The following is a 21,126-nucleotide window of genomic DNA, read 5'->3' as shown; positions in this document are numbered from 1 at the left end:
AGGCCTCACCCCAAGGCGGTATCCATCACCATCATCAAGCAGAACCCCATGCACAACCCCAGGCTCGCGAGTTTTTCGTGACCGTTGCGGCGCGACTCCGGGATCACTTCGTGGGTGACCACCAACAGCATCGCGCCAGCGGCCAGTGCCAGGCCCAACGGTAACAGCACCTCGGCCAGGGTCACCAGCCAGGCGCAAAGCACGGCGAACACCGGCTCCACCAAGCCTGACGCGGCGCCGATCAGGAACGCCCTGATCCGCGACATCCCTGCCCCAGCCAATACCAGCGCGATGACCAGACCTTCGGGCACATCCTGCAAAGCAATGCCCATGGCCAAGCTATCGGCATCCGGCATGCCGCCGCCGGCTGAGACGCCAACCGCCATGCCTTCGGGGATGTTGTGGGCGATGATGGCAAACACGAACAGCCAGATACGCGGTGGAATCACCGGTTTATCCGGTGTGCCCACCAACATTTCCGGACTGGCGCCGGAGACCTTGCGGTCCACCAGATACAAACCGAATGCCCCCAGCATGATGCCGAAGCTGATCAGCCCACCTGCACCCCAGGGCGAAAGACCAAGGGCTTCGGCCGCAGCAATTCCCGGCACGACCAGCGAAAACGCGGTCGCCGCCAGCATCACACCGGCACCGAAGCCCAACAAGGTATCGCTCAACGCCACCGGCATCCGCCGAATCACCAAGACCGGAACCGCCCCCAGCGCCGTGCCAAGCGCGCAAATCGCCCCGCCCTGCAAGGCGCGCATGATGCGCGGCTCCAGATCCAGCCAGGCCAGCCCGTGGGCCACCAGCAATGCAGTACCTGCCAATAGCAGCAGCGAGCCAAACGCATAACGAAACATTCGCACGCTGCTGATCGCCAGTGTTTCAGTGCCCATAGTCGGCCTTAGATCTTGTTATCGAGGTGAATGTCAGGCCAACGCGGCCTGATAGCGTGCGGCAACTTCCGGCCAGTTGATGACGCTGTAGAACGCATTGATGTATTCAGGGCGACGGTTCTGGTAGCGCAGGTAATAAGCATGCTCCCAGACGTCCAGGCCGAGGATTGGCGTGTTGCCATTCATCAACGGGCTGTCCTGGTTGCCGCTGCTTTCCACTATCAGCGTCTTGTGCGGAGTGACACTCAACCACGCCCAACCGCTGCCGAAACGGGTCAAGGCGGCTTTGGTGAAGGCTTCCTTGAAACTGTCGAAACCGCCGAGTTGCTCTTCTACGGCTTTTCCCAACGCGCCGTCGGGCTTGCCGCCACCTTTAGGCGACATCACCGCCCAGAACAGTGAATGGTTGGCGTGGCCACCGCCTTGGTTGATGACGGCCGCACGCAGTTTTTCCGGCAGTTGCTGCACGCTGGACACCAGTTTCTCTACAGGCCAGCCCGCAAACTCGGTGCCCTCGACCGCCGCATTGAGGTTATTGATGTAGGTCTGGTGGTGCTTGGTGTAGTGAATCTCCATGGTTTGCGCATCGATATGCGGTTCCAGGGCATCGTAGGCATAGGGCAAGGCAGGCAAGGTGTAGGTCATATCAATGTGCTCCGTATTGAGACGTGGTCGGCTGCACCGCAGTACCGCCCAGCAAGCGATGGGTGCGCGGGTACTCACCGTGATCGCTGATGAAATTCAACAGTTCGACGTAAGTCTTACTGCTCTGGCGCAGGGCCGCTTCCCGCAGCTGCGGGCTCAGGCGCACGTCCTGCATGGCCTGGAGCAAGCGCTGGTGAATAGCGCAGAGGTATTCGGCGCTTTCCTCGGGCTGATTCAGGCGCAGGTGCAAATCCGCCAGGTTGTGATGGGAAATGACGCAGGCCGCCACTGCTTCGTCGGCATTCGCCCAGCGCTCGAACAGCACTTGAGCCAGGGCCAGGGCTTGCAGATAGGCCTCGCGAGCGTCAACCAATTCGCCCTGCATAAAGCAGCGATTGGCCCGTTCGATCGTGCGTTTCCAGTGCTCCATGGTGAGCCTCCAAAGCAGGGTCGGTGATTACACGCCGCCAGCCGTGAGTTTTTCCGGATCCAACAGGACTTCCAGTTGGCTACGGGGCAGGTCGGTGTGCTCAAGGGCCACCTCAATCACCGGACGGCCCTGCTGATAAGCTTTCTTGGCAATCTCAGCGGCCTTTTGGTAACCAATGATCGGGTTGAGTGCGGTGACCAGGATCGGGTTGCGCGACAGCGCTTCCTTGAGCTTGGCTTCGTTGACCTTGAAGCTGGCGATGGCCTTGTCTGCCAGCAGACGGCTGGAATTGGCCAGCAACTCGAGGCTGCTGAGCAGGTTCTGGGCAATGATCGGCAACATCACGTTTAATTCGAAGTTGCCGGATTGGCCGGCAACGGTGATCACCGTGTCATTGCCGATGACTTGTGCAGCGACCATGGCGGTCGCTTCCGGAATCACTGGATTGACCTTGCCTGGCATGATCGAAGACCCCGGCTGCAGGCCCTCCAGTTCGATTTCCCCCAGGCCGGCCAGCGGGCCGGAGTTCATCCAGCGCAGGTCATTGGCAATTTTCATCAGCGATACGGCGGTGGCTTTCAACTGGCCGGAGACGGCGACAGCAGTGTCCTGGGAGCCGATCAGCGCGAACAGGTTCTTGCCGGGGGTGAATTTCACACCCGCCAGGCTACTGAGCTGTTGACTGAAACGCGCGGCGAATTCCGGGTGCGCGTTGATCCCGGTGCCCACCGCCGTACCGCCCTGGGCCAAAGCCTGCAGGCTCGGCAGCAAATCTTGCAGATGGCCGATGTTGGCCTTGAGTTGCTGGGCCCAACCATTGAGCACCTGGCTCATACGCACGGGCATGGCGTCCATCAGGTGCGTGCGGCCGGTCTTGATGAATGGGTGAACCTCTTCGGCTTTCTGCTCGATCACCTGCACCAGGTGCAGCAGGGCCGGCAGCGTTTGCTCGTGCAGCACCAGCGCAGCACTGACATGGATGGTGGTCGGAATGATGTCGTTGCTGCTTTGGCCGCAGTTCACATGATCGTTGGGATTGACCGCTTCGCCGAGCAAGCGGCTGGCGAGCGTCGCAATCACTTCGTTGGCATTCATATTCGAACTGGTGCCGGAACCGGTCTGGAAGATATCCACCGGGAAGTGCCGCATGTAATCGCCTTCGAGCAAGCCTTGGGCGGCATCGACGATGGCTTTGCCCTGCCCTTCACTGATCTGCTTGAGGTCGACGTTGACCTTGGCAGCCGCCGCCTTGGCCAGGATCAGTGCGCGAATGAATTGCGCCGGCATGCGTTGGTGGCTGATCGGAAAGTTGTTCACCGCGCGCTGGGTTTGCGCACCGTACAAGGCCTCGGCGGGGACTTGCAGTTCGCCCATGCTGTCGCGTTCGATACGGGTGTTACTCATCGGAAGATCCTTGCACCAGGTCAGAAACGGAAATGGAGGGAAGCAGTTCGCAGGTCGCCAATTGCCAGGCAAAGGTCTGCCAGCGCTTGAGGCGGCACGCACAGTGAGAGAGTTTTTCCAGGTCGCGCAGTGGGCGCCAGGCTTGATCCAGACACAGGGATCGCCAATGCCACGGCAGTGCGATATCGCTGGCGGTGTCGATCAGCAGGCGGAATGAGGTTTCAGCGATGGTCCACGGATGGGTCGCGGTACAGCACGCCAGGTATCGGCCCTCATTGAGGTAATGTTCGATCAGGCGAGGCTCATTGGGATCCAGACCACAGCGAATCTGGCGACTCATCCAGCGCCAGCTTTCCAGGTAAGGATCCTCATGCAGGACAGAACTCATGATCCACACTCATCCGATAATGATATTTATTATTAAATGATATTGAGAATCAAAACAAGATTAGCACCTCAATCCCTCTGAAACACGGCCACAAAAAAGGCGCGCCCTCCGTAAGAGGGCGCGCCTTTTTGTGCCGCTGTAGCGGGATTAGCTGCCTGCGACAGTCATCCGCTCGATCAGCACCGAGCCTGTGCGAATATTGCTGCGCAGCTCCAGGTCATTTCCCACGGCAACGATCTGCTTGAACATATCGCGCATGTTGCCGGCGATGGTCACTTCCTGGACGGCGAACTGAATCTCACCGTTTTCCACCCAGAAGCCCGCCGCGCCACGGGAATAATCCCCAGTGACCATATTCAGGCCATGGCCCATCAATTCGGTCACCAACAGACCACGTCCCATGCGACGCAACAGCCCCGCCTGGTCTTCATCGCCATGGGTCACGAACAGGTTATGCACGCCACCGGCGTTGGCAGTGCTTGGCAGGCCGAGTTTGCGGCCTGAGTAGGTGCCGAGTACGTAAGACACCAGCTCCCCGTTTTCGACGAACGGCTTGGCATACGTGGCCAGGCCGTCCCCATCGAACGCCGAACTGCCCATGGCCCGCATCAAGTGCGGACGCTCATCAATGGTCAGCCAATCGGGAAACAACGTCTGGCCAATCGCCCCTTCAAGGAACGAAGACTTGCGATACAGGTTGCCGCCGGAAATGGCACTCAGGAAACTGCCGAACAAACCGCCTGCCAGCTCCGCCGAAAACAGTACAGGCACTTCACACGTCGGCACCGGGCGCGCGCCCAGGCGGCTCGCGGCACGTTGTGCGGCACGCTGACCAATGCTGACCGGGTCTGCCAGCAACTCACCCTGACGACTTACGTCGTACCAGTAATCACGCTGCATCTGGCCATTGGCCTCGGCGATCATCACGCAGCTCAGACTATGGCGCGTGGACGCATACCCGCCGATAAACCCGTGGCTGTTGCCGTAGACGCGACAGCCCTGATGCGTGTTCAACGTGGTGCCATCGGCGTTCTTGATGCGGGCATCGGCATCGAACGCCGCCGCTTCGCAGGTCAGCGCCAGCTCGATGGCCCGCTCGGGCGTGATGTCCCAGGCATGGAACAGATCGAAATCCTTCAAGTCCTTGGCCATCAGCGCCTTATCGGCCAAGCCCGAGCTTTCATCCTCGGAAGTGTGCTGGGCAATCGCCAATGCCGCGGCAACCGTTTCGCGTATGGCCTCCGGACCGCTGGCCGACGTACTGGCCGAACCTTTGCGCTGCCCCACATACAAGGTGATGCCAAAGCCTTGGTCACGGTTGAATTCGACGGTTTCCACTTCCCGTTGACGTACCGACGTCGACAACCCCTGCTCCAGCGACACCGCCACTTCACAGGCACTGGCCCCCTGGCGCTTGGCCTCGGCAAGGATCTGCTCGACTTGTTCCTGCAGGGCCGGTAACGCTTGCGGACCGACGCTTTGGGCTGCACTCATGGTTTTCTCCACTCAAATTCTGCTTTCGGTTAAGGCCATCGAGCGACCGGGCCGGACAAGCGGCCCCCGACTGGTTATCATGGCGGCGTTTCTTTGCGGACTGCCACCATGGTTGATTCTTACGACGACTCCCTCGATGGGGAGAAAAGCAAAACCCAGGTCAAACGTGAGCTGCATGCTCTGGTTGACCTTGGCGAGCGCCTTACAACGCTCAAGAAAGACTTGATTGCAAAACTGCCACTGACCGACGAAATGCGCCGGGCGCTTGCGGACGCACCCAAGCACACCGCGAATATCGCGCGTAAACGGCACATCATGTTTATCGGCAAGCTGATGCGCGATCAGGACACTGACGCCATTCTCGCCTTGCTTGATCAAACCGATGCCTCCACTCGCCAGTACAACGAACGTTTCCATAACATGGAACGTTGGCGTGACCGCCTGATCTCGGGCGATGACGCGGTGCTGGAGAAATTCGTGTTGGACTACCCGGACGCGGACCGCCAGCAACTGCGCTCCCTGATCCGTCAGGCCCAGCACGAGCAGGCGCATAACAAGGCGCCGGCCACCAGCCGTAAAATCTTCAAATACATCCGTGAGCTGGACGAGACTCAACGCGGCCTGCGTTGATGCCCTTCCCCGGGTGGCGATCTTCGCCACCCGAAGCTCCCCCCTTACGACCCCGTGCCACCCACGGTGATCGCATCAATTTTCAGCGTTGGCTGGCCGACCCCTACCGGCACCGACTGCCCATCCTTCCCGCACATGCCCACACCACTGTCCAGGGCCAGGTCGTTGCCGACCATCGACACCTTGCTCATGGCTTCCGGGCCATTGCCAATCAACGTTGCCCCTTTGACCGGCGCGGTAATCCTGCCGTCTTCGATCAGGTATGCCTCGCTGGTAGAGAACACGAACTTGCCGCTGGTGATATCCACCTGGCCGCCGCCGAGGTTGGCGCAGTAGATGCCACGCTTCACCGAGGCGATGATCTCCGCCGGGTCGCTTTCGCCACCGAGCATGTAGGTGTTGGTCATGCGTGGCATCGGCAGGTGCGCATAAGATTCGCGACGGCCATTACCGGTGCGCGCAACGCCCATCAGGCGGGCATTGAGCTTGTCTTGCATGTAGCCCTTGAGCACACCGTTTTCAATCAAGGTGGTGCATTCGGTCGGCGTGCCTTCATCATCGACGCTCAGCGAGCCGCGGCGACCGGCCAGGGTGCCATCATCGACAATGGTGCAGAGCTTGGACGCAACCATCTCGCCCATGCGCCCGCTGTAGGCGGAACTGCCCTTGCGGTTGAAATCGCCTTCCAGGCCATGGCCCACGGCCTCGTGCAGCAATACGCCGGACCAGCCCGAGCCCAACACCACCGGCAGCGTGCCGGCCGGCGCAGGAATGGCTTCCAGGTTCACCAACGCCTGGCGCAAAGCCTCACGGGCATAGCCCATGGCACGGTCGTCGGTGAGGAAGTAACGGTAGTCGGTACGCCCGCCGCCGCCGTGGCCGCCACGCTCGCGGCGGCCGTTCTGCTCGACGATCACGCTGACATTGAAACGCACCAGCGGCCGTACGTCCGCCGCCAGCCCCCCGTCGGTGGACGCCACCAGGATGCGTTCCCACACACCGGCCATGCTCACGGAGACCTGCTGGATACGCGGGTCCAGAGCGCGAGTGGCCGCATCGATACGCTTGAGCAACTCGACCTTTTCCGCGCGGCTGATCACTTCCAGGGGGTTGTCCGGCGCATACAACTGCGCCACGTCCTGGGTACTGAACGCCTGTACCGTGCCATGTTGACCGGCACGGGAGATCGAACGCGCAGCACGTGCGGCCAGGCCCAACGCCTCCAGAGTGATCGCGTTACTGTAGGCAAAACCGGTCTTTTCACCGGATTGCGCGCGGACGCCTACGCCTTGGTCAAGATTGAAACTGCCTTCCTTGACGATGCCATCTTCCAGGGCCCAGGACTCGGAGATCTGCCCCTGGAAATACAGGTCGGCGGCATCGATGCCTGGCCCGGCCAGATCGCCGAGCACGGTTTGCAAGCTTTCGATGGTCACGCCACCGGGTGCCAGGAGGTGTTCACTGACTGAGGACAACAACTCGCTCATAGGTTTGGCCTTAAATTCATCGTTCTGAAGCAGGCCGCTGGGCGCCCTGCGAGAAAAAGCGCCGATGGTTGACCACCGGCATGCGCGCCCGTATCGACGCCTGTTCACTGCTATCGCGTTCGGCCAGCAACACCGCTTCGCCTTGATCCTGTTGTGCCAGCACCTGGCCCCATGGGTCGACGATCGCCGCATGACCATAGGTTTCCCGTGGCCCTGGATGCACACCGCCCTGGGCGGCCGCCAGCAGGTAACACTGGGTTTCGATGGCCCGTGCACGAATCAGCACATCCCAGTGGGCGGCACCGGTCACGGCGGTAAAGGCCGAGGGCGCAGTAATCAATTCAGCCCCCGCCGCGCGCAGCTCGCTGTACAGCTCGGGGAAGCGCAAGTCGTAGCACACCGTCAGGCCCAAACGGCCGACCGGCGTATCCGCCACCACCACGTTACTCCCGAAAGCATAGTCATCGGACTCCCGATAGCGACCCCGGGCGTCCGCCACGTCCACATCAAACAAATGCAGCTTGTCGTAACGGGCGACGACTTCGCCGCGATCATCGATCAGCAGCGAGCAGGCATTGGATTTGGCGTGCGGTTGATCCTTGGGCGGCAACGGCAGTGTGCCAGCCACTATCCATAAGGTGAGGTCGCGGGCGGTCTGTTTCAACCATGGCAGGATCGGACCTTCACCCAGTGCCTCGGCGCGGCCGATATCCGCCACGTCGCGGCGGCCCATGGCGGCAAAGTTTTCCGGCAGCACCGCCAGCTTCGCACCGCCGGCCGCCGCTTGTTCCAACAAGCGCCGGGCCTGGACCAGGTTGGCCAGCACATCGCTCTGACTGACCATTTGGATTACTGCAAAGGACATGGGCCGATACTCCGTAAAAGGCATGGGGCCATGCTACTCCACAGGCTCTCAGTTTGGTTTTTCAAAGGGCTTGTCGAAGGTGATTTTTGGATCCTTCCATGGGCCTTCCACCTTGTATTGCACGCTGGCGAAACGCGAAACACGGTCACCGATCAGCTTGTCGATCAGGAACAGTGCGCCACCAATCGCCGGCGCGCCCACGATCAGCGCGGCAATCGGCAGGTTGTTGGTCACCGGCAACGTCACCAGCAACTTCGCATCGACACGGTCAGCCACCAGGTCCAGGGTGCCGTTGAGCTCCAGGTTGCTCGACGGGCCGGTCATGGTGATCGGCTCGCGCGTCACGAACACGCCATTGCTGGCGACCAATTGGCCCTTGACCCGGTCATAACTCAAGCCCTTGCCCAGCAGGTCGGAGAAGTCCAGGCGCAGGCGGCGCCCGATGGAGTTGAAGTTGAGCAGGCCGAATACCCGCAGCGCCTGGGCGCCACCTTCCACCTCGACAAACTGACCTTTACGGAACGTCGCATCCAGGCTGCCGGAGAAACGTTTAGGCCCGACCCAGGCCGGCGAACCCGGCCACCGCCCATCCACATCCAGGTGGAAATCCTCGCTGGTGACCGTGGGCGCATAGCCCCAGCCTTTGAGTACATCGGCGATGTTCTTGCCGTCCAGGCGCCCCTTGTACCAACTGCTGCTGTCACCCGGGACACCTTCCCATCCGCCGGCGCCCTTGAGTTGCATGCCCTTGAGGCCCAGGTCCAGCGTATTGAAGGCCAGGCCTTTGGCCGTTGGCCGGATCTTGAGTGACCAGGCGCCAATCAGGTCCGGCCCCTGGAACAGCTGGTCAATGGCGATATCCAGCGCCGGAATATCCTTGGGATCGATACTGGCCAACGGGTCCGGTGCATTTTCATCAGCCTGTACCGTCGGGTCCACCGCCGGCAGCTTCACGTATTGCAGGTTGACCGCAATCGGCGCGCCCTTGGCATCCGGCAGGTTCACCGCCCCCTTGGCCTGCTGGCTGTCGAACTGTAAGCCCCAGGCAGCGGGCTTTCGATCCAACTGCAGGTTAACCTGATCGAACTGGGTACCCAGGCCGGTGAGCTTGCCAATCTTGAATTCGGCACCGCTCAGCAGCTGCTTGGCACTGCCACCTGGGTCATTGCCAGCATACTGGTTCACCAGTTTTTTCCACGGGTCGATATCCAGCTCCGAGAGTACGCCACGGATGCGCAAGCCCTTGGCGCCTGGCAGCACGGCATCGCCATCGCCAAGGAACAACTCGCCACGGCCGTCATTGAGTTTGTCCGGCGGCGCGGCAAAGGTGAAGTTGGCCAACTCACCGTAATCAAACCAGTAGCGGCGCTCAGCCCCCTGCAAGGTCATGCGGAATACGCTGTCACGTCCCTGGCTGGCCGGCATGCCGAACGGCGCCGGCAAGTCCACCGCAACGCCCTTGAGGTTGGAGCTGACCATCAGTTGGCTGTCGGCACCGTCCAGGTTGAGCTGTAACTGATACGAAATATCACCGGACACCGGCAACGGCTGACTGACTTTCAACCAATCCGTCAGACGCTTGACCGTCACCTGCCCCTTGGCAGCGACACGGGTGCTGATATTGCCTGGCTTGCCATCGGCAAAGATCTGCGCGGTGATCGGCCGGTCAAATGCCTGGGCGGTAATCTTTTCGCCGCTCAAGCCCTTGGCGCTATCGAAGCGGAAATTACCCTTGAGCTGCGTCAGGTCCAGAGGCGGTTCCGCCAATTGCAGGCGTGCCTTGTCAGTCTGGAAATCCACCACGATCCTGGGCTCGATGCCCTTGACCAGCGGAACGTCCAGATCCAGCGAGCCCTGCAGGTCTCCCTCGCCTTTCCAGCCGGCGAAGGTGGAGGCCGTACCAATTGGCGCTTCCTGGAGAATCTTCAGCCCATCACCCAGGCCACCGGCAAAACCACCGGTAAGCAGCAGATGGCTTTCCTTGCCGGACGGCGCGTGGGGAATATTGACGTAGACGTCCTTGACCTTGGTGTCGAGCAACTGCCCCTTGCTGGCCAGGATGCGTACGCCCGTCTCTTCGACAAACACTTCACCATTGACCTTGTTCACATGGGGCCAACCCGGCTGGAACGCCAGTTCGGCGTCATGCACCTTGAAGAACAGGCTGATATTGCGCGCGGCCGGCAATGCGTCGTGGTTCAGCGAGCCCTGGTACTGGAAGAACCCCTGGTCCACCGCGCCCTTGAGAATTGCCGTTCGCAGCCACTCATCCAACGCGGGGCTCAGTACGGCCGGCAGGTATTTAGGGGTAAAGCGTCCATCGCCATCGACCATACCGACCCGCAGGTCCATATAGTCTTCCTGGCTATGGTCGAAATGCAGGCGAATCAGGAAATCGGCGGCGATCTTGCCCTCTTCCCCCAGCACCTTGATATACGGGGCGATCAGGGTGAAGCCTTGTTTATCCAGCTTCCACGTCAGGCGTGCATTGGCCTGGAGGTATTGCCAGGGCTTGGCGAAGATCGGATCGAGGTGCAGGGAAAAATCCTTGCTGTCCATGCGCAACTCGCCCTGGCCCAGGTCGCCGCTGATGCTGCCGGAAACGTTGCGTGCGGCCGGCGCACCGAAGTAGGCGTCAAACCCGACCCGTTCCAGGTTGGCGGCAAAGCTGACTTTTTGATCGGTGGTGTCTTGAGGACGGAAATCCACCAGCACATTACGCAGCAGGCCGGTGGCCTTCAGGTGCTCGACGGTCTTGGCGACGCCTTCCGGCAGCGGCGCCAGGGCGTTGAGCAACGGTGTGATGGGGGTCAGGTCAAGGCGGTCAGCCTGCAGCTTCCAGGCTTCCTGGGCCGTGTCGGTCGCCAGGGTCTGCTGCAATTGCAGGCGCGATTCCCATCGGGTCTCGCCCAGGTTCATCGCCAGGGAATCAAACAACACCTTCAAGCCGGTATCGCTGCGTTGCAGATAGGCCGTGAGTGCAAGGTTTTCGATATGCACCGGCTTGCGTTCGGCGTAGCTGCCCTTCACCTGCGGCGAGTTGAGGCGCACGACCGCACGTTGCACCGTGCCTTTACCCCAGTTCAGCCAGAACTCACCGCCGGCCTTGAACTGCGTGAGTTTCCACTGCTGGGTCAGCCTGGCGGGGATCCACTTGGCCCAGTCGCTCTGCGGCAGGCTCAGGTAGGCCTCGACTTCCGCGTCCTTCCACTGGCTCGCGCGAATGCGGCTGCGCAGGCTCAGGGCCAGGGGCTGGCCGTCGGGCAAGGTCAGGCGAGCGTCCAGGCGCTGGCGGGTGACGCCCGTGTGCAGGCTCAAGCCCACATACGTCAGGGTCAGCGGCGCCTGGTCGAACGGTTGCAGGGTGACCTGGCTGTCGAGCAGCGATACGCGCTTGACCATCTGCATGCGCTTGAGCAATTGCTCCGGGTCCAGCGGCTGGTCGTCCTGTATCGGCAAGCCTTGGAGCGCCCAATGGCCGTCCTTGTCTTCCTTGGCGCTCAGTTGCAGGCCACTGACTTCCAGGTGCGCAATACGCACTTCGCGCGCCGTCAGGCTGGCCCACATGTCCGGCACCACTTCGACCTGGTCCAGGCGCAAGGCACTGCTGCCCTCGCCGACCATTACGTCGTGGGCCAGCAACACGGGCGCAAAACCGCTCCAGCGGCCTTCAAGGCTGCCGATGTGCACAGGCATGTCCACCGCAGCCTGGGCCTTGGCTTCGATTTCCGCGCGGTATTCGGCCACCAGCGGGGTCAATTCACGCCCCAGGCTCACATACACCGCCGCCAACACCAGCAGCAAGGCGCACAGCCCAAGGCCCCAACGGGTCAAAGCGGCAAAAAAGCGTGTCAGACGCTCCATGTCAGGCGACCCTCAAGGCAGTAGTCGGACTGCAGATCAAGGTCTGCGAGTCGCGTAAAAAGAAAGCGAATGGGGATCAGAGCAGCACCACGTCATATTGTTCCTGGGAATACATGGTTTCGACCTGGAAGCGAATCGTACGCCCGATAAACCCCTCCAGCTCAGCCACGTTACCGGACTCTTCATCCAGCAGGCGGTCGACCACTTTCTGGTTGGCAAGCACTCTATAACCTTCGGCCTGGTAGGCCCGTGCCTCTCGGAGGATCTCCCGGAAAATCTCGTAGCAAACCGTTTCCGGAGTCTTCAACTTACCGCGGCCCTGGCAACTGCTGCAGGGCTCGCACAGCACCTGCTCCAGGCTCTCGCGGGTGCGCTTGCGGGTCATCTGCACCAGGCCCAGCTCGGTGATGCCGATGATATTGGTCTTGGCGTGATCGCGCTCCAGCTGTTTTTCGAGCGTGCGCAGCACCTGGCGCTGGTGCTCTTCATCTTCCATGTCGATGAAGTCGATGATGATGATGCCGCCCAGGTTACGCAGGCGCAGTTGACGAGCAATCGCCGTGGCCGCTTCGAGATTGGTCTTGAAGATGGTCTCTTCAAGGTTGCGATGGCCTACGAACGCGCCGGTGTTGACGTCGATGGTGGTCATCGCTTCCGCCGGGTCCACCACCAGGTAGCCACCGGACTTGAGCGGCACCTTGCGCTCCAGGGCTTTCTGGATTTCGTCCTCGACGCCATACAGGTCGAAGATCGGCCGTTCGCCAGGATAATGCTCCAGGCGATCGGCAATTTCCGGCATCAGCTCGGCAACAAATTGCGTGGTGCGCTGGAAGGTTTCCCGCGAGTCGATGCGAATTTTCTCGATCTTGGGGCTGACCAGGTCGCGCAAGGTACGCAGGGCCAGGCCCAGGTCTTCGTAGATCACACTCGGCGCGCCGATGGTCTTGATCTGTGCGCCGATCTGGTCCCACAGGCGCCGCAGGTAGCGAATGTCCATGAGGATTTCGTCGGCACCGGCGCCCTCGGCTGCGGTGCGCAGGATAAAGCCGCCCGCTTCCTTGATACCTTCAGCGGCCACGCAGTCGCTGACCACCTTTTTCAGGCGCTCGCGCTCGGCTTCGTCTTCAATTTTCAGGGAAATGCCGACATGGGCGGTGCGCGGCATATACACCAGGTAGCGCGACGGAATCGACAGTTGAGTGGTCAGGCGTGCGCCCTTGGAGCCGATGGGGTCCTTGGTGACTTGCACCACCAGGCTCTGCCCTTCATGCACCAAGGCACTGATGCTTTCCACCGCCGGCCCTTCGCGCAGGGAAATCTCCGAGGCGTGGATAAATGCTGCCCGGTCCAGGCCGATATCGACAAATGCCGCCTGCATCCCCGGCAACACCCGCACCACCTTGCCCTTGTAGATATTGCCGACGATCCCGCGTTTCTGGGTGCGCTCGACATGCACTTCTTGCAGAACACCGTTCTCTACCACCGCCACGCGCGATTCCATCGGCGTGATATTGATCAGAATCTCTTCACTCATGGCTGGGTCTCGTTCAGGCGTTTTCACAATAGTGACCGATCGCTGTAAGGCTGGGCGCTGGAGTAACGCGTTCAGCGCGCGGTAAGGTTTTGCCAACAGGGTATGCCGAATTGGGCAAGCAGTTGCGCGGTTTCGCACACCGGCAGGCCTACCACGGCGGAATAGCTGCCATTGAGCCCGGCCACAAACACCGAGCCAAGCCCTTGGATAGCATAGCCGCCCGCCTTGTCCTGGGGTTCGCCGCTGTGCCAGTAGCTTGTAGCCTCCTCGACAGAAATCCCACGGAAAAGTACACGACTGCTTACACATCGGGTTTCACAGCGCTGGCCGTCAGTCAGGGCAATCGCAGTCAGAACTTCATGTTCACGCCCCGCCAGTGCCATCAACATCGCCAACGCATCGGCTTGGTCTACGGGCTTGCCGAGGATCTTGCCGTCCACGATCACTGCGGTATCGGCGCCCAGGACGCAGGCGGCCGAGCGTTGCCCGAGCGCAGCAAAACCCGCTGCGGCCTTACCGCGAGCGAGACGCTCGACGTAGGAAACAGGGGTTTCGTTTGTAAGAGGGGTTTCATCAATGGCGGCGCTGACCACGGTGAAAGGCACACCGATCTGGGTCAGCAGTTCACGCCGCCTCGGGGAGCCCGAGGCCAGATATAGCGAATTCATTGCAGACTCTCCCTGTGGGGTTCGATAACCAGGCAGAGCCTCGCAATCCATTCAATTGATTTTATAGCGACGACGTAACCCACGCAGGCCGAAGCTGATCCACGGCCACAACAGCGCACTGACCAGGGCCGGCAACACCAGCGCCAGGGTTGGCTGGCGGTTGCCGGTCAAGGCACTGAGCCACAACTGTACCAACTGCGCCAGGCCGAAGATCACCAGGATCACCAGGCATTGCTGCCACATCGGGAACATGCGCAGGCGCTGCTGCAACGACAGCACCAGGAAGGTGATCAGGGTCAGGATCAACGCGTTCTGGCCCAGCAAGGTGCCATACAGCACATCTTCCGCCAAGCCCAGGAACATGGCCGTGACCATGCCCACTTTATGCGGCAGGTTCAGCGACCAGAATGCCAGCAGCAATGCCAGCCACAGCGGACGCAGGATCTCCATGAACTGCGGCAGCGGCGAAACGCTGAGCAGCAAGCCGATGGCGAATGTCAGCCAGACGATCCAGCCATTGCTCGAATGAGTACCGGCCATTATTCCTCCCTCTGCCGTATGGTGGCCGGGGCTGCGGCTGGAGGCTTCGCAGCGGGCGTCGTAGTGGCAGGCGTGGTGGCCGGCGGTTTCGCTGCAGTCGGTTTCACCGGGTGCACGCTATGGACCGCAGGCTTGACCGGTGTGGCCACAGGCGCAGTAGCTGCCGGAGTTGCCGCCGGTACAGCGGGGGTAGTCGACTGAGGCTTGGGCACGGTCGCAGGAATGATCGGCGCGGTGCCGTTCTTCTTGTCTTCCGCTTCCTGGGCCTGGGCGGCGTCGTTGGCGCGTTCTTCCGGAGTACGGTTGTCGCTGAACACCAGCAACAGGTAGCGGCTGCGGTTCAGGGCGGCAGTGGGCACGGCACGCACAATGGCGAAGGGCTGGCCGGAATCGTGGATCACTTCCTTGACCGTTGCCACCGGATAGCCTGCCGGGAACCGCTGGCCCAGGCCGGAGCTGACCAGCAGGTCGCCTTCCTTGATGTCGGCCGTATCCGCGACGTGACGTAATTCCAGGCGCTCAGGGTTACCGGTACCGCTGGCAATCGCGCGCAAGCCGTTACGGTTGACCTGCACCGGAATGCTGTGGGTGGTGTCCGTCAGCAGCAGGACCCGCGAGGTGTAGGGCATCAGCTCGACGACCTGCCCCATCAGTCCCCGGGCATCCAGTACCGGCTGACCAAGGACCACACCGTCGCGCTCACCCTTGTTGATGATGATGCGATGGGTAAAGGGGTTGGGGTCCATGCCGATCAACTCGGCCACTTCGACCTTTTCGTTGACCAACGCAGAAGAGTTAAGCAACTCGCGCAGCCGAACGTTCTGCTCGGTGAGGGCTGCCAGCTTTTGCATGCGCCCCTGCAACAGCAGGTTTTCGGTCTTGAGTTTTTCGTTCTCGGCAACCAGTTCGGTGCGGCTGCCAAATTGGCTGGCCACGCCCTGGTAGAGACGTTGCGGCAGGTCGGTGATCCAGTAGGTCTGCATCAACACCAGCGACATTTGGCTACGCACCGGCTTGAGCAGCGCAAAGCGGGCATCGACCACCATCAATGCGACCGAAAGCACGACCAGCACCAATAAGCGCACGCCCAATGAGGGGCCTTTGGCGAAAAGCGGTTTAATAGGCCGCTCCTCCCAGGCAAATGTTCTCTTTATTCATACGGCATCTAACCGGCCTGGATGCAGATTGAAGAAGATAAACGCCAACAGGCAGCACTGCAAAGTGCTGCCTGCGGGCGAAACATGGTGCAACCAACGATCTTATTCGCTGGAGAGCAGGTCCATGGTGTGTTTATCCATCATTTCCAGTGCACGACCACCGCCACGGGCAACGCAGGTCAGCGGGTCTTCGGCGACGATCACCGGCAGGCCGGTTTCCTGGGCCAGCAGCTTGTCGAGGTCGCGCAACAGGGCGCCACCACCGGTCAGCACCAGGCCTCGCTCGGCGATGTCAGAAGCCAGCTCCGGCGGCGATTGCTCCAGAGCGCTCTTCACAGCCTGAACGATGGTGGCCAGGGACTCTTGCAGAGCTTCCAGCACTTCATTGGAGTTCAGGGTGAAGGCACGTGGAACGCCTTCGGCCAGGTTGCGACCGCGAACATCGACTTCGCGAACTTCGCCGCCCGGGTAAGCGGTACCGATTTCCTGCTTGATGCGCTCGGCGGTGGATTCGCCGATCAGGCTGCCGTAGTTGCGACGTACATAAGTGATGATCGCTTCGTCGAAACGGTCGCCGCCTACACGTACGGATTCGGCATACACCACACCGTTCAGGGAAATCAGGGCGATTTCAGTGGTACCACCACCGATATCCACCACCATCGAACCGCGCGCTTCTTCAACCGGCAGGCCGGCACCGATCGCAGCAGCCATCGGCTCTTCGATCAGGAACACTTCGCGGGCACCGGCGCCAAGGGCCGATTCACGGATGGCACGACGCTCCACCTGGGTGGATTTGCACGGAACACAGATCAGCACACGAGGGCTGGGCTGCAGGAAACTGTTTTCGTGAACCTTGTTGATGAAGTACTGCAGCATCTTTTCGCAGACGCTGAAGTCGGCGATCACGCCGTCTTTCATCGGACGAATGGCAGCAATATTGCCTGGTGTTCGGCCGAGCATGCGCTTGGCCTCGGTGCCGACGGCAACGACACTTTTCTGATTACCATGGGTCCGAATGGCCACAACCGACGGCTCATTCAGGACGATACCGCGCTCGCGCACGTAAATAAGGGTGTTGGCAGTGCCCAGGTCAATGGAAAGATCGCTGGAAAACATGCCACGCAGTTTCTTGAACATGGGGAAAGGACCCTAGGCAACGCGTGGGTAAAAAAGTGCGGCAAACTCTAACAACGACAGGGATTTTGGGCAAGGCGCCAATGTGCTAAATTGGCCGACTTTCTGTGCACCAACCCCCACAATCGCGGCCGTAAGACCGTAGAAATGCGGTAGTGTTCCGACAATCTAACACACGGACAGCCTCCGTTCTGTTTTCCACTGGAGATTCCCATGGCGCTTGAACGCTCCGACGTGGAAAAAATCGCTCATCTGGCCTCGCTTGGCCTGAATGAAGCCGATCTTCCACAGACCACCGCAGCCCTGAACAGCATTCTCGGGCTGGTTGACCAAATGCAGGCCGTGAATACCGACGGCATCGAGCCCCTGGCTCACCCGCTGGAAGCCAGCCAGCGCCTGCGCGCAGACGTCGTGACCGAGCGCAATAATCGCGAGGCCTACCAGTCCATCGCGCCAGCGGTCGAAAACGGCCTGTACCTGGTTCCGAAAGTCATCGACTAAAGGGAAAGAGCCTTTCATGCATCACATGACTCTGGCCGAGATCGCCCGCGGTCTCGCCGACAAAAAGTTTTCTTCCGAAGAGCTGACCAAGACCCTGCTTGCGCGCATCGCCGAGCTGGACCCCAAGGTCAACAGCTTCATCAGCCTCACCGAAGAGCTGGCCCTGAGCCAGGCCAAGGCCGCGGATGTACGCCGCGCCAACGGTGAAAACGGTGCCCTGCTGGGCGCACCGATCGCCCACAAGGACCTGTTCTGCACCCAGGGCGTGCGCACCAGCTGCGGCTCGAAGATGCTCGACAACTTCAAGGCGCCCTACGACGCCACCGTGGTCGCCAAGCTGGCCGCTGCCGGGGCCGTGACCCTGGGCAAGACCAACATGGACGAATTCGCCATGGGGTCGGCCAACGAGTCGAGCTACTACGGCGCGGTGAAGAACCCGTGGAATCTGGAACACGTGCCCGGCGGTTCGTCCGGTGGTTCGGCTGCGGCCGTTGCCGCGCGCTTCCTGCCAGCCGCCACGGCGACCGACACCGGCGGCTCGATCCGCCAGCCGGCGGCCTTCACCAACCTCACCGGCCTGAAGCCGACCTACGGTCGGGTTTCCCGCTGGGGCATGATCGCCTACGCCTCCAGCCTCGATCAGGGCGGCCCACTGGCCCGCACGGCCGAAGACTGCGCGATTTTGTTACAAGGCATGGCAGGCTTCGACGCCCAGGACTCCACCAGCATCGATGAACCGGTGCCGGACTACAGCGCCAGCCTCAATGCTTCGCTCAAGGGCCTGCGCATCGGCGTGCCGAAGGAATACTTCAGCGCCGGTCTCGACCCGCGCATTGCCGAATTGGTGCACAACAGCGTCAAGGAGCTGGAAAAGCTCGGCGCCGTGATCAAGGAAATCAGCCTGCCGAACAACCAGCATGCGATTCCTGCCTACTACGTGATCGCGCCGGCAGAAGCCTCTTCCAACCTGTCGCGTTTCGACGGCGTGCGCTTCGGCTACCGCTGCGAGAACCCGAAGGACCTGACCGACCTGTACAAACGCTCCCGTGGCGAAGGCTTCGGCGCCGAAGTGCAACGCCGGATCATGGTCGGTGCCTACGCCCTGTCCGCCGGCTATTACGACGCGTACTACCTCAAGGCGCAAAAGATCCGACGCCTGATCAAGAACGACTTCATGGCTGCCTTTGAAGAAGTCGACGTGATCCTCGGCCCAACCACGCCGAACCCGGCCTGGAAGATCGGCGCCAAGACCGGCGACCCGATTGCCGAGTACCTGGAAGACCTCTACACCATCACCGCCAACCTCGCGGGCCTGCCGGGCTTGTCCATGCCTGCCGGTTTCGTCGATGGCCTGCCGGTGGGCGTGCAATTGCTCGCCCCGTACTTCCAGGAAGGCCGCCTGCTCAATGTGGCGCACCAGTACCAGTTGAACACCGACTGGCACACTCGCACCCCTACCGGCTTCTGAGGAGAACACTATGCAATGGGAAGTTGTGATCGGGCTGGAGATTCATACCCAGCTCGCCACCCAATCGAAGATTTTCTCCGGTAGCGCCACCACGTTCGGCTCCGAGCCCAACACCCAGGCCAGCCTGGTAGACCTGGGCATGCCTGGCGTACTGCCGGTGCTGAACCAGGAAGCCGTGCGCATGGCGGTGATGTTCGGCCTGGCGATTGACGCCGAGATCGGCCAGCACAACGTGTTCGCGCGCAAGAACTACTTCTACCCGGACCTGCCCAAGGGCTACCAGATCAGCCAGATGGAATTGCCGATCGTCGGCAAGGGCTACCTGGACATCCCGCTGGAAGACGGCACCATCAAGCGTGTCGGCGTCACCCGTGCGCACCTGGAAGAAGACGCCGGCAAGAGCCTGCACGAAGAGTTCAACGGTGCCACCGGTATCGACCTGAACCGTGCCGGCACCCCGCTGCTGGAGATCGTGTCCGAGCCGGACATGCGCAGCGCCAAGGAAGCCGTGGCCTACGTCAAGACCATCCACGCGCTGGTGCGTTACCTGGGCATCTGTGACGGCAACATGGCCGAAGGCTCGCTGCGTTGCGACTGCAACGTGTCGGTGCGGCCAAAAGGCCAGGCCGAGTACGGCACTCGCTGCGAGATCAAGAACGTCAACTCGTTCCGCTTTATCGAGAAAGCGATCAACACCGAAGTGCGGCGCCAGATCGAATTGATCGAGGACGGCGGCAAGGTGATCCAGCAAACGCGCCTGTACGACCCGAACAAAGACGAAACCCGCGCCATGCGCAGCAAAGAGGAAGCCAACGACTACCGTTACTTCCCCGATCCGGACCTGTTACCGGTGGTGCTTGAGGATTCGTTCCTCAATGACATCCGCGCCACCCTGCCGGAGTTGCCGCCGCAAAAACGCGAGCGCTTCCAGGCGCAGTTCGGCCTGTCGATCTACGATGCCAGCGTGCTGGCTTCGAGCCGTGAGCAAGCCGACTACTTCGAAAAGGTCGTGAGCATTGCCGGTGACGCCAAGCTGGCGGCCAACTGGGTGATGGTCGAGCTGGGCAGCCTGCTGAACAAACAGGGCCTGGAGATCGACGAAGCACCGGTGTCGGCCGAGCAATTGGGCGGCATGCTGCTGCGCATCAAGGACAACACCATCTCCGGCAAAATCGCCAAGACCGTGTTCGAAGCCATGGCCAGCGGTGAAGGCAGCGCCGACGAGATCATCGAGAAACGCGGTCTCAAGCAAGTCACCGACAGCGGCGCCATCTCGGCCGTGCTGGATGAAATGCTGGCGGCCAACGCCGAGCAGGTCGAACAGTACCGTGCGGCAGACGAAGCCAAGCGCGGCAAGATGTTCGGTTTCTTTGTCGGCCAGGCGATGAAAGCCTCCAAAGGCAAGGCCAACCCGCAACAGGTGAACGAACTGCTGAAAAGCAAGCTCGAAGGCTGATTGCGATGAATGGTCCGGGCGAGACTTCATGCCTGACTCGGACTCCCTGTGGGAGGGGGCTTGCCCCCGATAGCAGAGTGTCAGTCACTGCTGTTTTGACTGAATCACCGCTATCGGGGGCAAGCCCCCTCCCACATTTGTGATGGGGGCACCTTGATAATGAAGCGTCTATTAGGCCTATGGGCTCTATTCTCACTGCTGGCCGGCTGCGCCAGCGGCCTCATCGACCCCAACGGCTACGACGAAACCGGCACCGCCTCTTATTACGGCGCCAGGCACCATGGCAAGAAAACCGCCAGCGGTGAACCCTTCAACCAGAACGCCCTGACCGCCGCCCACCGGCGACTGCCCTTCGGCACCCAGGTCAAGGTCACCAATCTCGACAACGACAAATCCGTCGTGGTCCGCATCAACGATCGCGGCCCGCATACCCGTGGGCGCTTGATCGATCTATCACGCAAGGCGGCCGAGCAACTGGGTATGCTGGGCAGCGGCACTGCGCGGGTTCGCGTGCAAGCCCTGAGCAATTGAAGACGGAGCCCTGGCCATTTTCGGATTA

19 protein-coding genes are annotated in these 21,126 nt (G+C 61.1%); 5 read left to right on the top strand and 14 right to left on the bottom strand.

Annotated elements, in window-relative coordinates; translation table 11 throughout:
- Positions 1–5 precede the first annotated feature (5 nt).
- From BFP99_RS09015 to pmbA, 6 genes are all read right to left on the bottom strand, one after another.
- Positions 6–899 carry a ZIP family metal transporter gene (locus BFP99_RS09015; RefSeq protein ID WP_065924294.1) on the bottom strand — a complete coding sequence of 298 codons (894 nt, stop codon included), beginning with the start codon at positions 897–899 and terminating at the stop codon, positions 6–8.
- Between the two features lie 33 nt (positions 900–932).
- Positions 933–1,544: a superoxide dismutase gene (locus BFP99_RS09010; RefSeq protein WP_065924295.1), complete on the bottom strand. Its 612-nt coding sequence runs from the start codon at positions 1,542–1,544 to the stop codon at positions 933–935.
- A 1-nt stretch (position 1,545) separates the two neighbouring features.
- On the bottom strand, positions 1,546–1,974 hold the full coding sequence (locus BFP99_RS09005) for a hypothetical protein (RefSeq protein ID WP_024073462.1): 429 nt from the start codon (positions 1,972–1,974) through the stop codon (positions 1,546–1,548).
- Positions 1,975–2,001: 27 nt separating this feature from the next.
- Positions 2,002–3,378: a class II fumarate hydratase gene (locus tag BFP99_RS09000; RefSeq protein WP_065947116.1), complete on the bottom strand. Its 1,377-nt coding sequence runs from the start codon at positions 3,376–3,378 to the stop codon at positions 2,002–2,004.
- Positions 3,371–3,766: a hypothetical protein gene (locus BFP99_RS08995; protein WP_027604820.1), complete on the bottom strand. Its 396-nt coding sequence runs from the start codon at positions 3,764–3,766 to the stop codon at positions 3,371–3,373. The genes BFP99_RS09000 and BFP99_RS08995 overlap by 8 nt, the downstream gene beginning before the upstream one ends.
- A 147-nt stretch (positions 3,767–3,913) precedes the next feature.
- Complete coding sequence (gene pmbA / locus BFP99_RS08990) at positions 3,914–5,260, bottom strand: metalloprotease PmbA (protein ID WP_065947115.1); 1,347 nt, start codon at positions 5,258–5,260, stop codon at positions 3,914–3,916.
- A 108-nt stretch (positions 5,261–5,368) separates the two neighbouring features.
- Between pmbA and yjgA the strand changes: the two genes are divergently transcribed.
- Positions 5,369–5,890 carry a ribosome biogenesis factor YjgA gene (gene yjgA, locus BFP99_RS08985; protein ID WP_065947114.1) on the top strand — a complete coding sequence of 174 codons (522 nt, stop codon included), beginning with the start codon at positions 5,369–5,371 and terminating at the stop codon, positions 5,888–5,890.
- 44 nt (positions 5,891–5,934) lie between these two features.
- Here the strand turns inward: yjgA and tldD are convergent, their stop codons facing one another.
- From tldD to mreB, 8 genes are all read right to left on the bottom strand, one after another.
- Positions 5,935–7,377: a metalloprotease TldD gene (gene tldD / locus BFP99_RS08980; protein ID WP_065924298.1), complete on the bottom strand. Its 1,443-nt coding sequence runs from the start codon at positions 7,375–7,377 to the stop codon at positions 5,935–5,937.
- 16 nt (positions 7,378–7,393) lie between these two features.
- Positions 7,394–8,242 carry a carbon-nitrogen hydrolase family protein gene (locus tag BFP99_RS08975; RefSeq protein WP_065924299.1) on the bottom strand — a complete coding sequence of 283 codons (849 nt, stop codon included), beginning with the start codon at positions 8,240–8,242 and terminating at the stop codon, positions 7,394–7,396.
- A gap of 48 nt (positions 8,243–8,290) precedes the next feature.
- Entirely contained in the window at positions 8,291–12,106 is a 3,816-nt protein-coding gene (locus BFP99_RS08970; protein WP_065947113.1) for a YhdP family protein, read from the bottom strand.
- A 76-nt stretch (positions 12,107–12,182) separates the two neighbouring features.
- Positions 12,183–13,640: a ribonuclease G gene (gene rng / locus BFP99_RS08965; protein WP_010213134.1), complete on the bottom strand. Its 1,458-nt coding sequence runs from the start codon at positions 13,638–13,640 to the stop codon at positions 12,183–12,185.
- A gap of 71 nt (positions 13,641–13,711) precedes the next feature.
- Entirely contained in the window at positions 13,712–14,308 is a 597-nt protein-coding gene (locus tag BFP99_RS08960; protein ID WP_027604825.1) for a Maf family protein, read from the bottom strand.
- 51 nt (positions 14,309–14,359) lie between these two features.
- Positions 14,360–14,848, bottom strand: a complete 489-nt coding sequence (gene mreD / locus BFP99_RS08955) for a rod shape-determining protein MreD (RefSeq protein WP_027604826.1) — start codon at positions 14,846–14,848, stop codon at positions 14,360–14,362.
- The gene (gene mreC, locus BFP99_RS08950) at positions 14,848–15,969 is read right to left on the bottom strand and encodes a rod shape-determining protein MreC (protein WP_083221158.1); all 1,122 of its coding nucleotides are present in this window, start codon (positions 15,967–15,969) and stop codon (positions 14,848–14,850) included. The genes mreD and mreC overlap by 1 nt, the downstream gene beginning before the upstream one ends.
- 138 nt (positions 15,970–16,107) lie before the next feature.
- Positions 16,108–17,145 carry a rod shape-determining protein MreB gene (gene mreB / locus BFP99_RS08945; RefSeq protein ID WP_002555108.1) on the bottom strand — a complete coding sequence of 346 codons (1,038 nt, stop codon included), beginning with the start codon at positions 17,143–17,145 and terminating at the stop codon, positions 16,108–16,110.
- 210 nt (positions 17,146–17,355) lie between these two features.
- Here mreB and gatC point away from each other — a divergent pair, with 210 nt between their 5' ends.
- From gatC to BFP99_RS08925, 4 genes are all read left to right on the top strand, one after another.
- Positions 17,356–17,643 (top strand): Asp-tRNA(Asn)/Glu-tRNA(Gln) amidotransferase subunit GatC, encoded by a 288-nt coding sequence (gatC, locus tag BFP99_RS08940; protein ID WP_003171764.1) that lies wholly within the window; start codon positions 17,356–17,358, stop codon positions 17,641–17,643.
- A gap of 16 nt (positions 17,644–17,659) precedes the next feature.
- Positions 17,660–19,111 (top strand): Asp-tRNA(Asn)/Glu-tRNA(Gln) amidotransferase subunit GatA, encoded by a 1,452-nt coding sequence (gatA, locus tag BFP99_RS08935; RefSeq protein ID WP_065947112.1) that lies wholly within the window; start codon positions 17,660–17,662, stop codon positions 19,109–19,111.
- A 10-nt stretch (positions 19,112–19,121) separates the two neighbouring features.
- Positions 19,122–20,567 (top strand): Asp-tRNA(Asn)/Glu-tRNA(Gln) amidotransferase subunit GatB, encoded by a 1,446-nt coding sequence (gene gatB / locus BFP99_RS08930; RefSeq protein WP_065924303.1) that lies wholly within the window; start codon positions 19,122–19,124, stop codon positions 20,565–20,567.
- Positions 20,568–20,726: 159 nt separating this feature from the next.
- The gene (locus BFP99_RS08925; protein ID WP_065924304.1) at positions 20,727–21,098 is read left to right on the top strand and encodes a septal ring lytic transglycosylase RlpA family protein; all 372 of its coding nucleotides are present in this window, start codon (positions 20,727–20,729) and stop codon (positions 21,096–21,098) included.
- Positions 21,099–21,126: the final 28 nt, after the last annotated feature.

Origin of the sequence: Pseudomonas sp. 1 R 17, assembly GCF_900067035.1 — a bacterium.
GTDB classification, from domain to species: Bacteria; Pseudomonadota; Gammaproteobacteria; order Pseudomonadales; family Pseudomonadaceae; genus Aquipseudomonas; species Aquipseudomonas marginalis.
This window is presented reverse-complemented; position numbering and strand designations above follow the sequence as displayed.

Bases quoted from the DNA above. Each gene is read 5' to 3' on its own strand.
- gatB (WP_065924303.1), top strand. From the start codon at position 19,122: ATGCAATGGGAAGTTGTGATCGGGCTGGAGATTCATACCCAGCTCGCC.
- mreB (WP_002555108.1), bottom strand. From the start codon at position 17,145: ATGTTCAAGAAACTGCGTGGCATGTTTTCCAGCGATCTTTCCATTGAC.
- BFP99_RS08925 (WP_065924304.1), top strand. From the start codon at position 20,727: ATGAAGCGTCTATTAGGCCTATGGGCTCTATTCTCACTGCTGGCCGGC.
- BFP99_RS08995 (WP_027604820.1), bottom strand. From the start codon at position 3,766: ATGAGTTCTGTCCTGCATGAGGATCCTTACCTGGAAAGCTGGCGCTGG.
- yjgA (WP_065947114.1), top strand. From the start codon at position 5,369: ATGGTTGATTCTTACGACGACTCCCTCGATGGGGAGAAAAGCAAAACC.
- gatA (WP_065947112.1), top strand. From the start codon at position 17,660: ATGCATCACATGACTCTGGCCGAGATCGCCCGCGGTCTCGCCGACAAA.
- BFP99_RS09015 (WP_065924294.1), bottom strand. From the start codon at position 899: ATGGGCACTGAAACACTGGCGATCAGCAGCGTGCGAATGTTTCGTTAT.
- mreD (WP_027604826.1), bottom strand. From the start codon at position 14,848: ATGGCCGGTACTCATTCGAGCAATGGCTGGATCGTCTGGCTGACATTC.
- BFP99_RS09010 (WP_065924295.1), bottom strand. From the start codon at position 1,544: ATGACCTACACCTTGCCTGCCTTGCCCTATGCCTACGATGCCCTGGAA.
- pmbA (WP_065947115.1), bottom strand. From the start codon at position 5,260: ATGAGTGCAGCCCAAAGCGTCGGTCCGCAAGCGTTACCGGCCCTGCAG.
- BFP99_RS09000 (WP_065947116.1), bottom strand. From the start codon at position 3,378: ATGAGTAACACCCGTATCGAACGCGACAGCATGGGCGAACTGCAAGTC.
- tldD (WP_065924298.1), bottom strand. From the start codon at position 7,377: ATGAGCGAGTTGTTGTCCTCAGTCAGTGAACACCTCCTGGCACCCGGT.
- BFP99_RS08970 (WP_065947113.1), bottom strand. From the start codon at position 12,106: ATGGAGCGTCTGACACGCTTTTTTGCCGCTTTGACCCGTTGGGGCCTT.
- rng (WP_010213134.1), bottom strand. From the start codon at position 13,640: ATGAGTGAAGAGATTCTGATCAATATCACGCCGATGGAATCGCGCGTG.
- BFP99_RS08975 (WP_065924299.1), bottom strand. From the start codon at position 8,242: ATGTCCTTTGCAGTAATCCAAATGGTCAGTCAGAGCGATGTGCTGGCC.
- gatC (WP_003171764.1), top strand. From the start codon at position 17,356: ATGGCGCTTGAACGCTCCGACGTGGAAAAAATCGCTCATCTGGCCTCG.
- BFP99_RS09005 (WP_024073462.1), bottom strand. From the start codon at position 1,974: ATGGAGCACTGGAAACGCACGATCGAACGGGCCAATCGCTGCTTTATG.
- BFP99_RS08960 (WP_027604825.1), bottom strand. From the start codon at position 14,308: ATGAATTCGCTATATCTGGCCTCGGGCTCCCCGAGGCGGCGTGAACTG.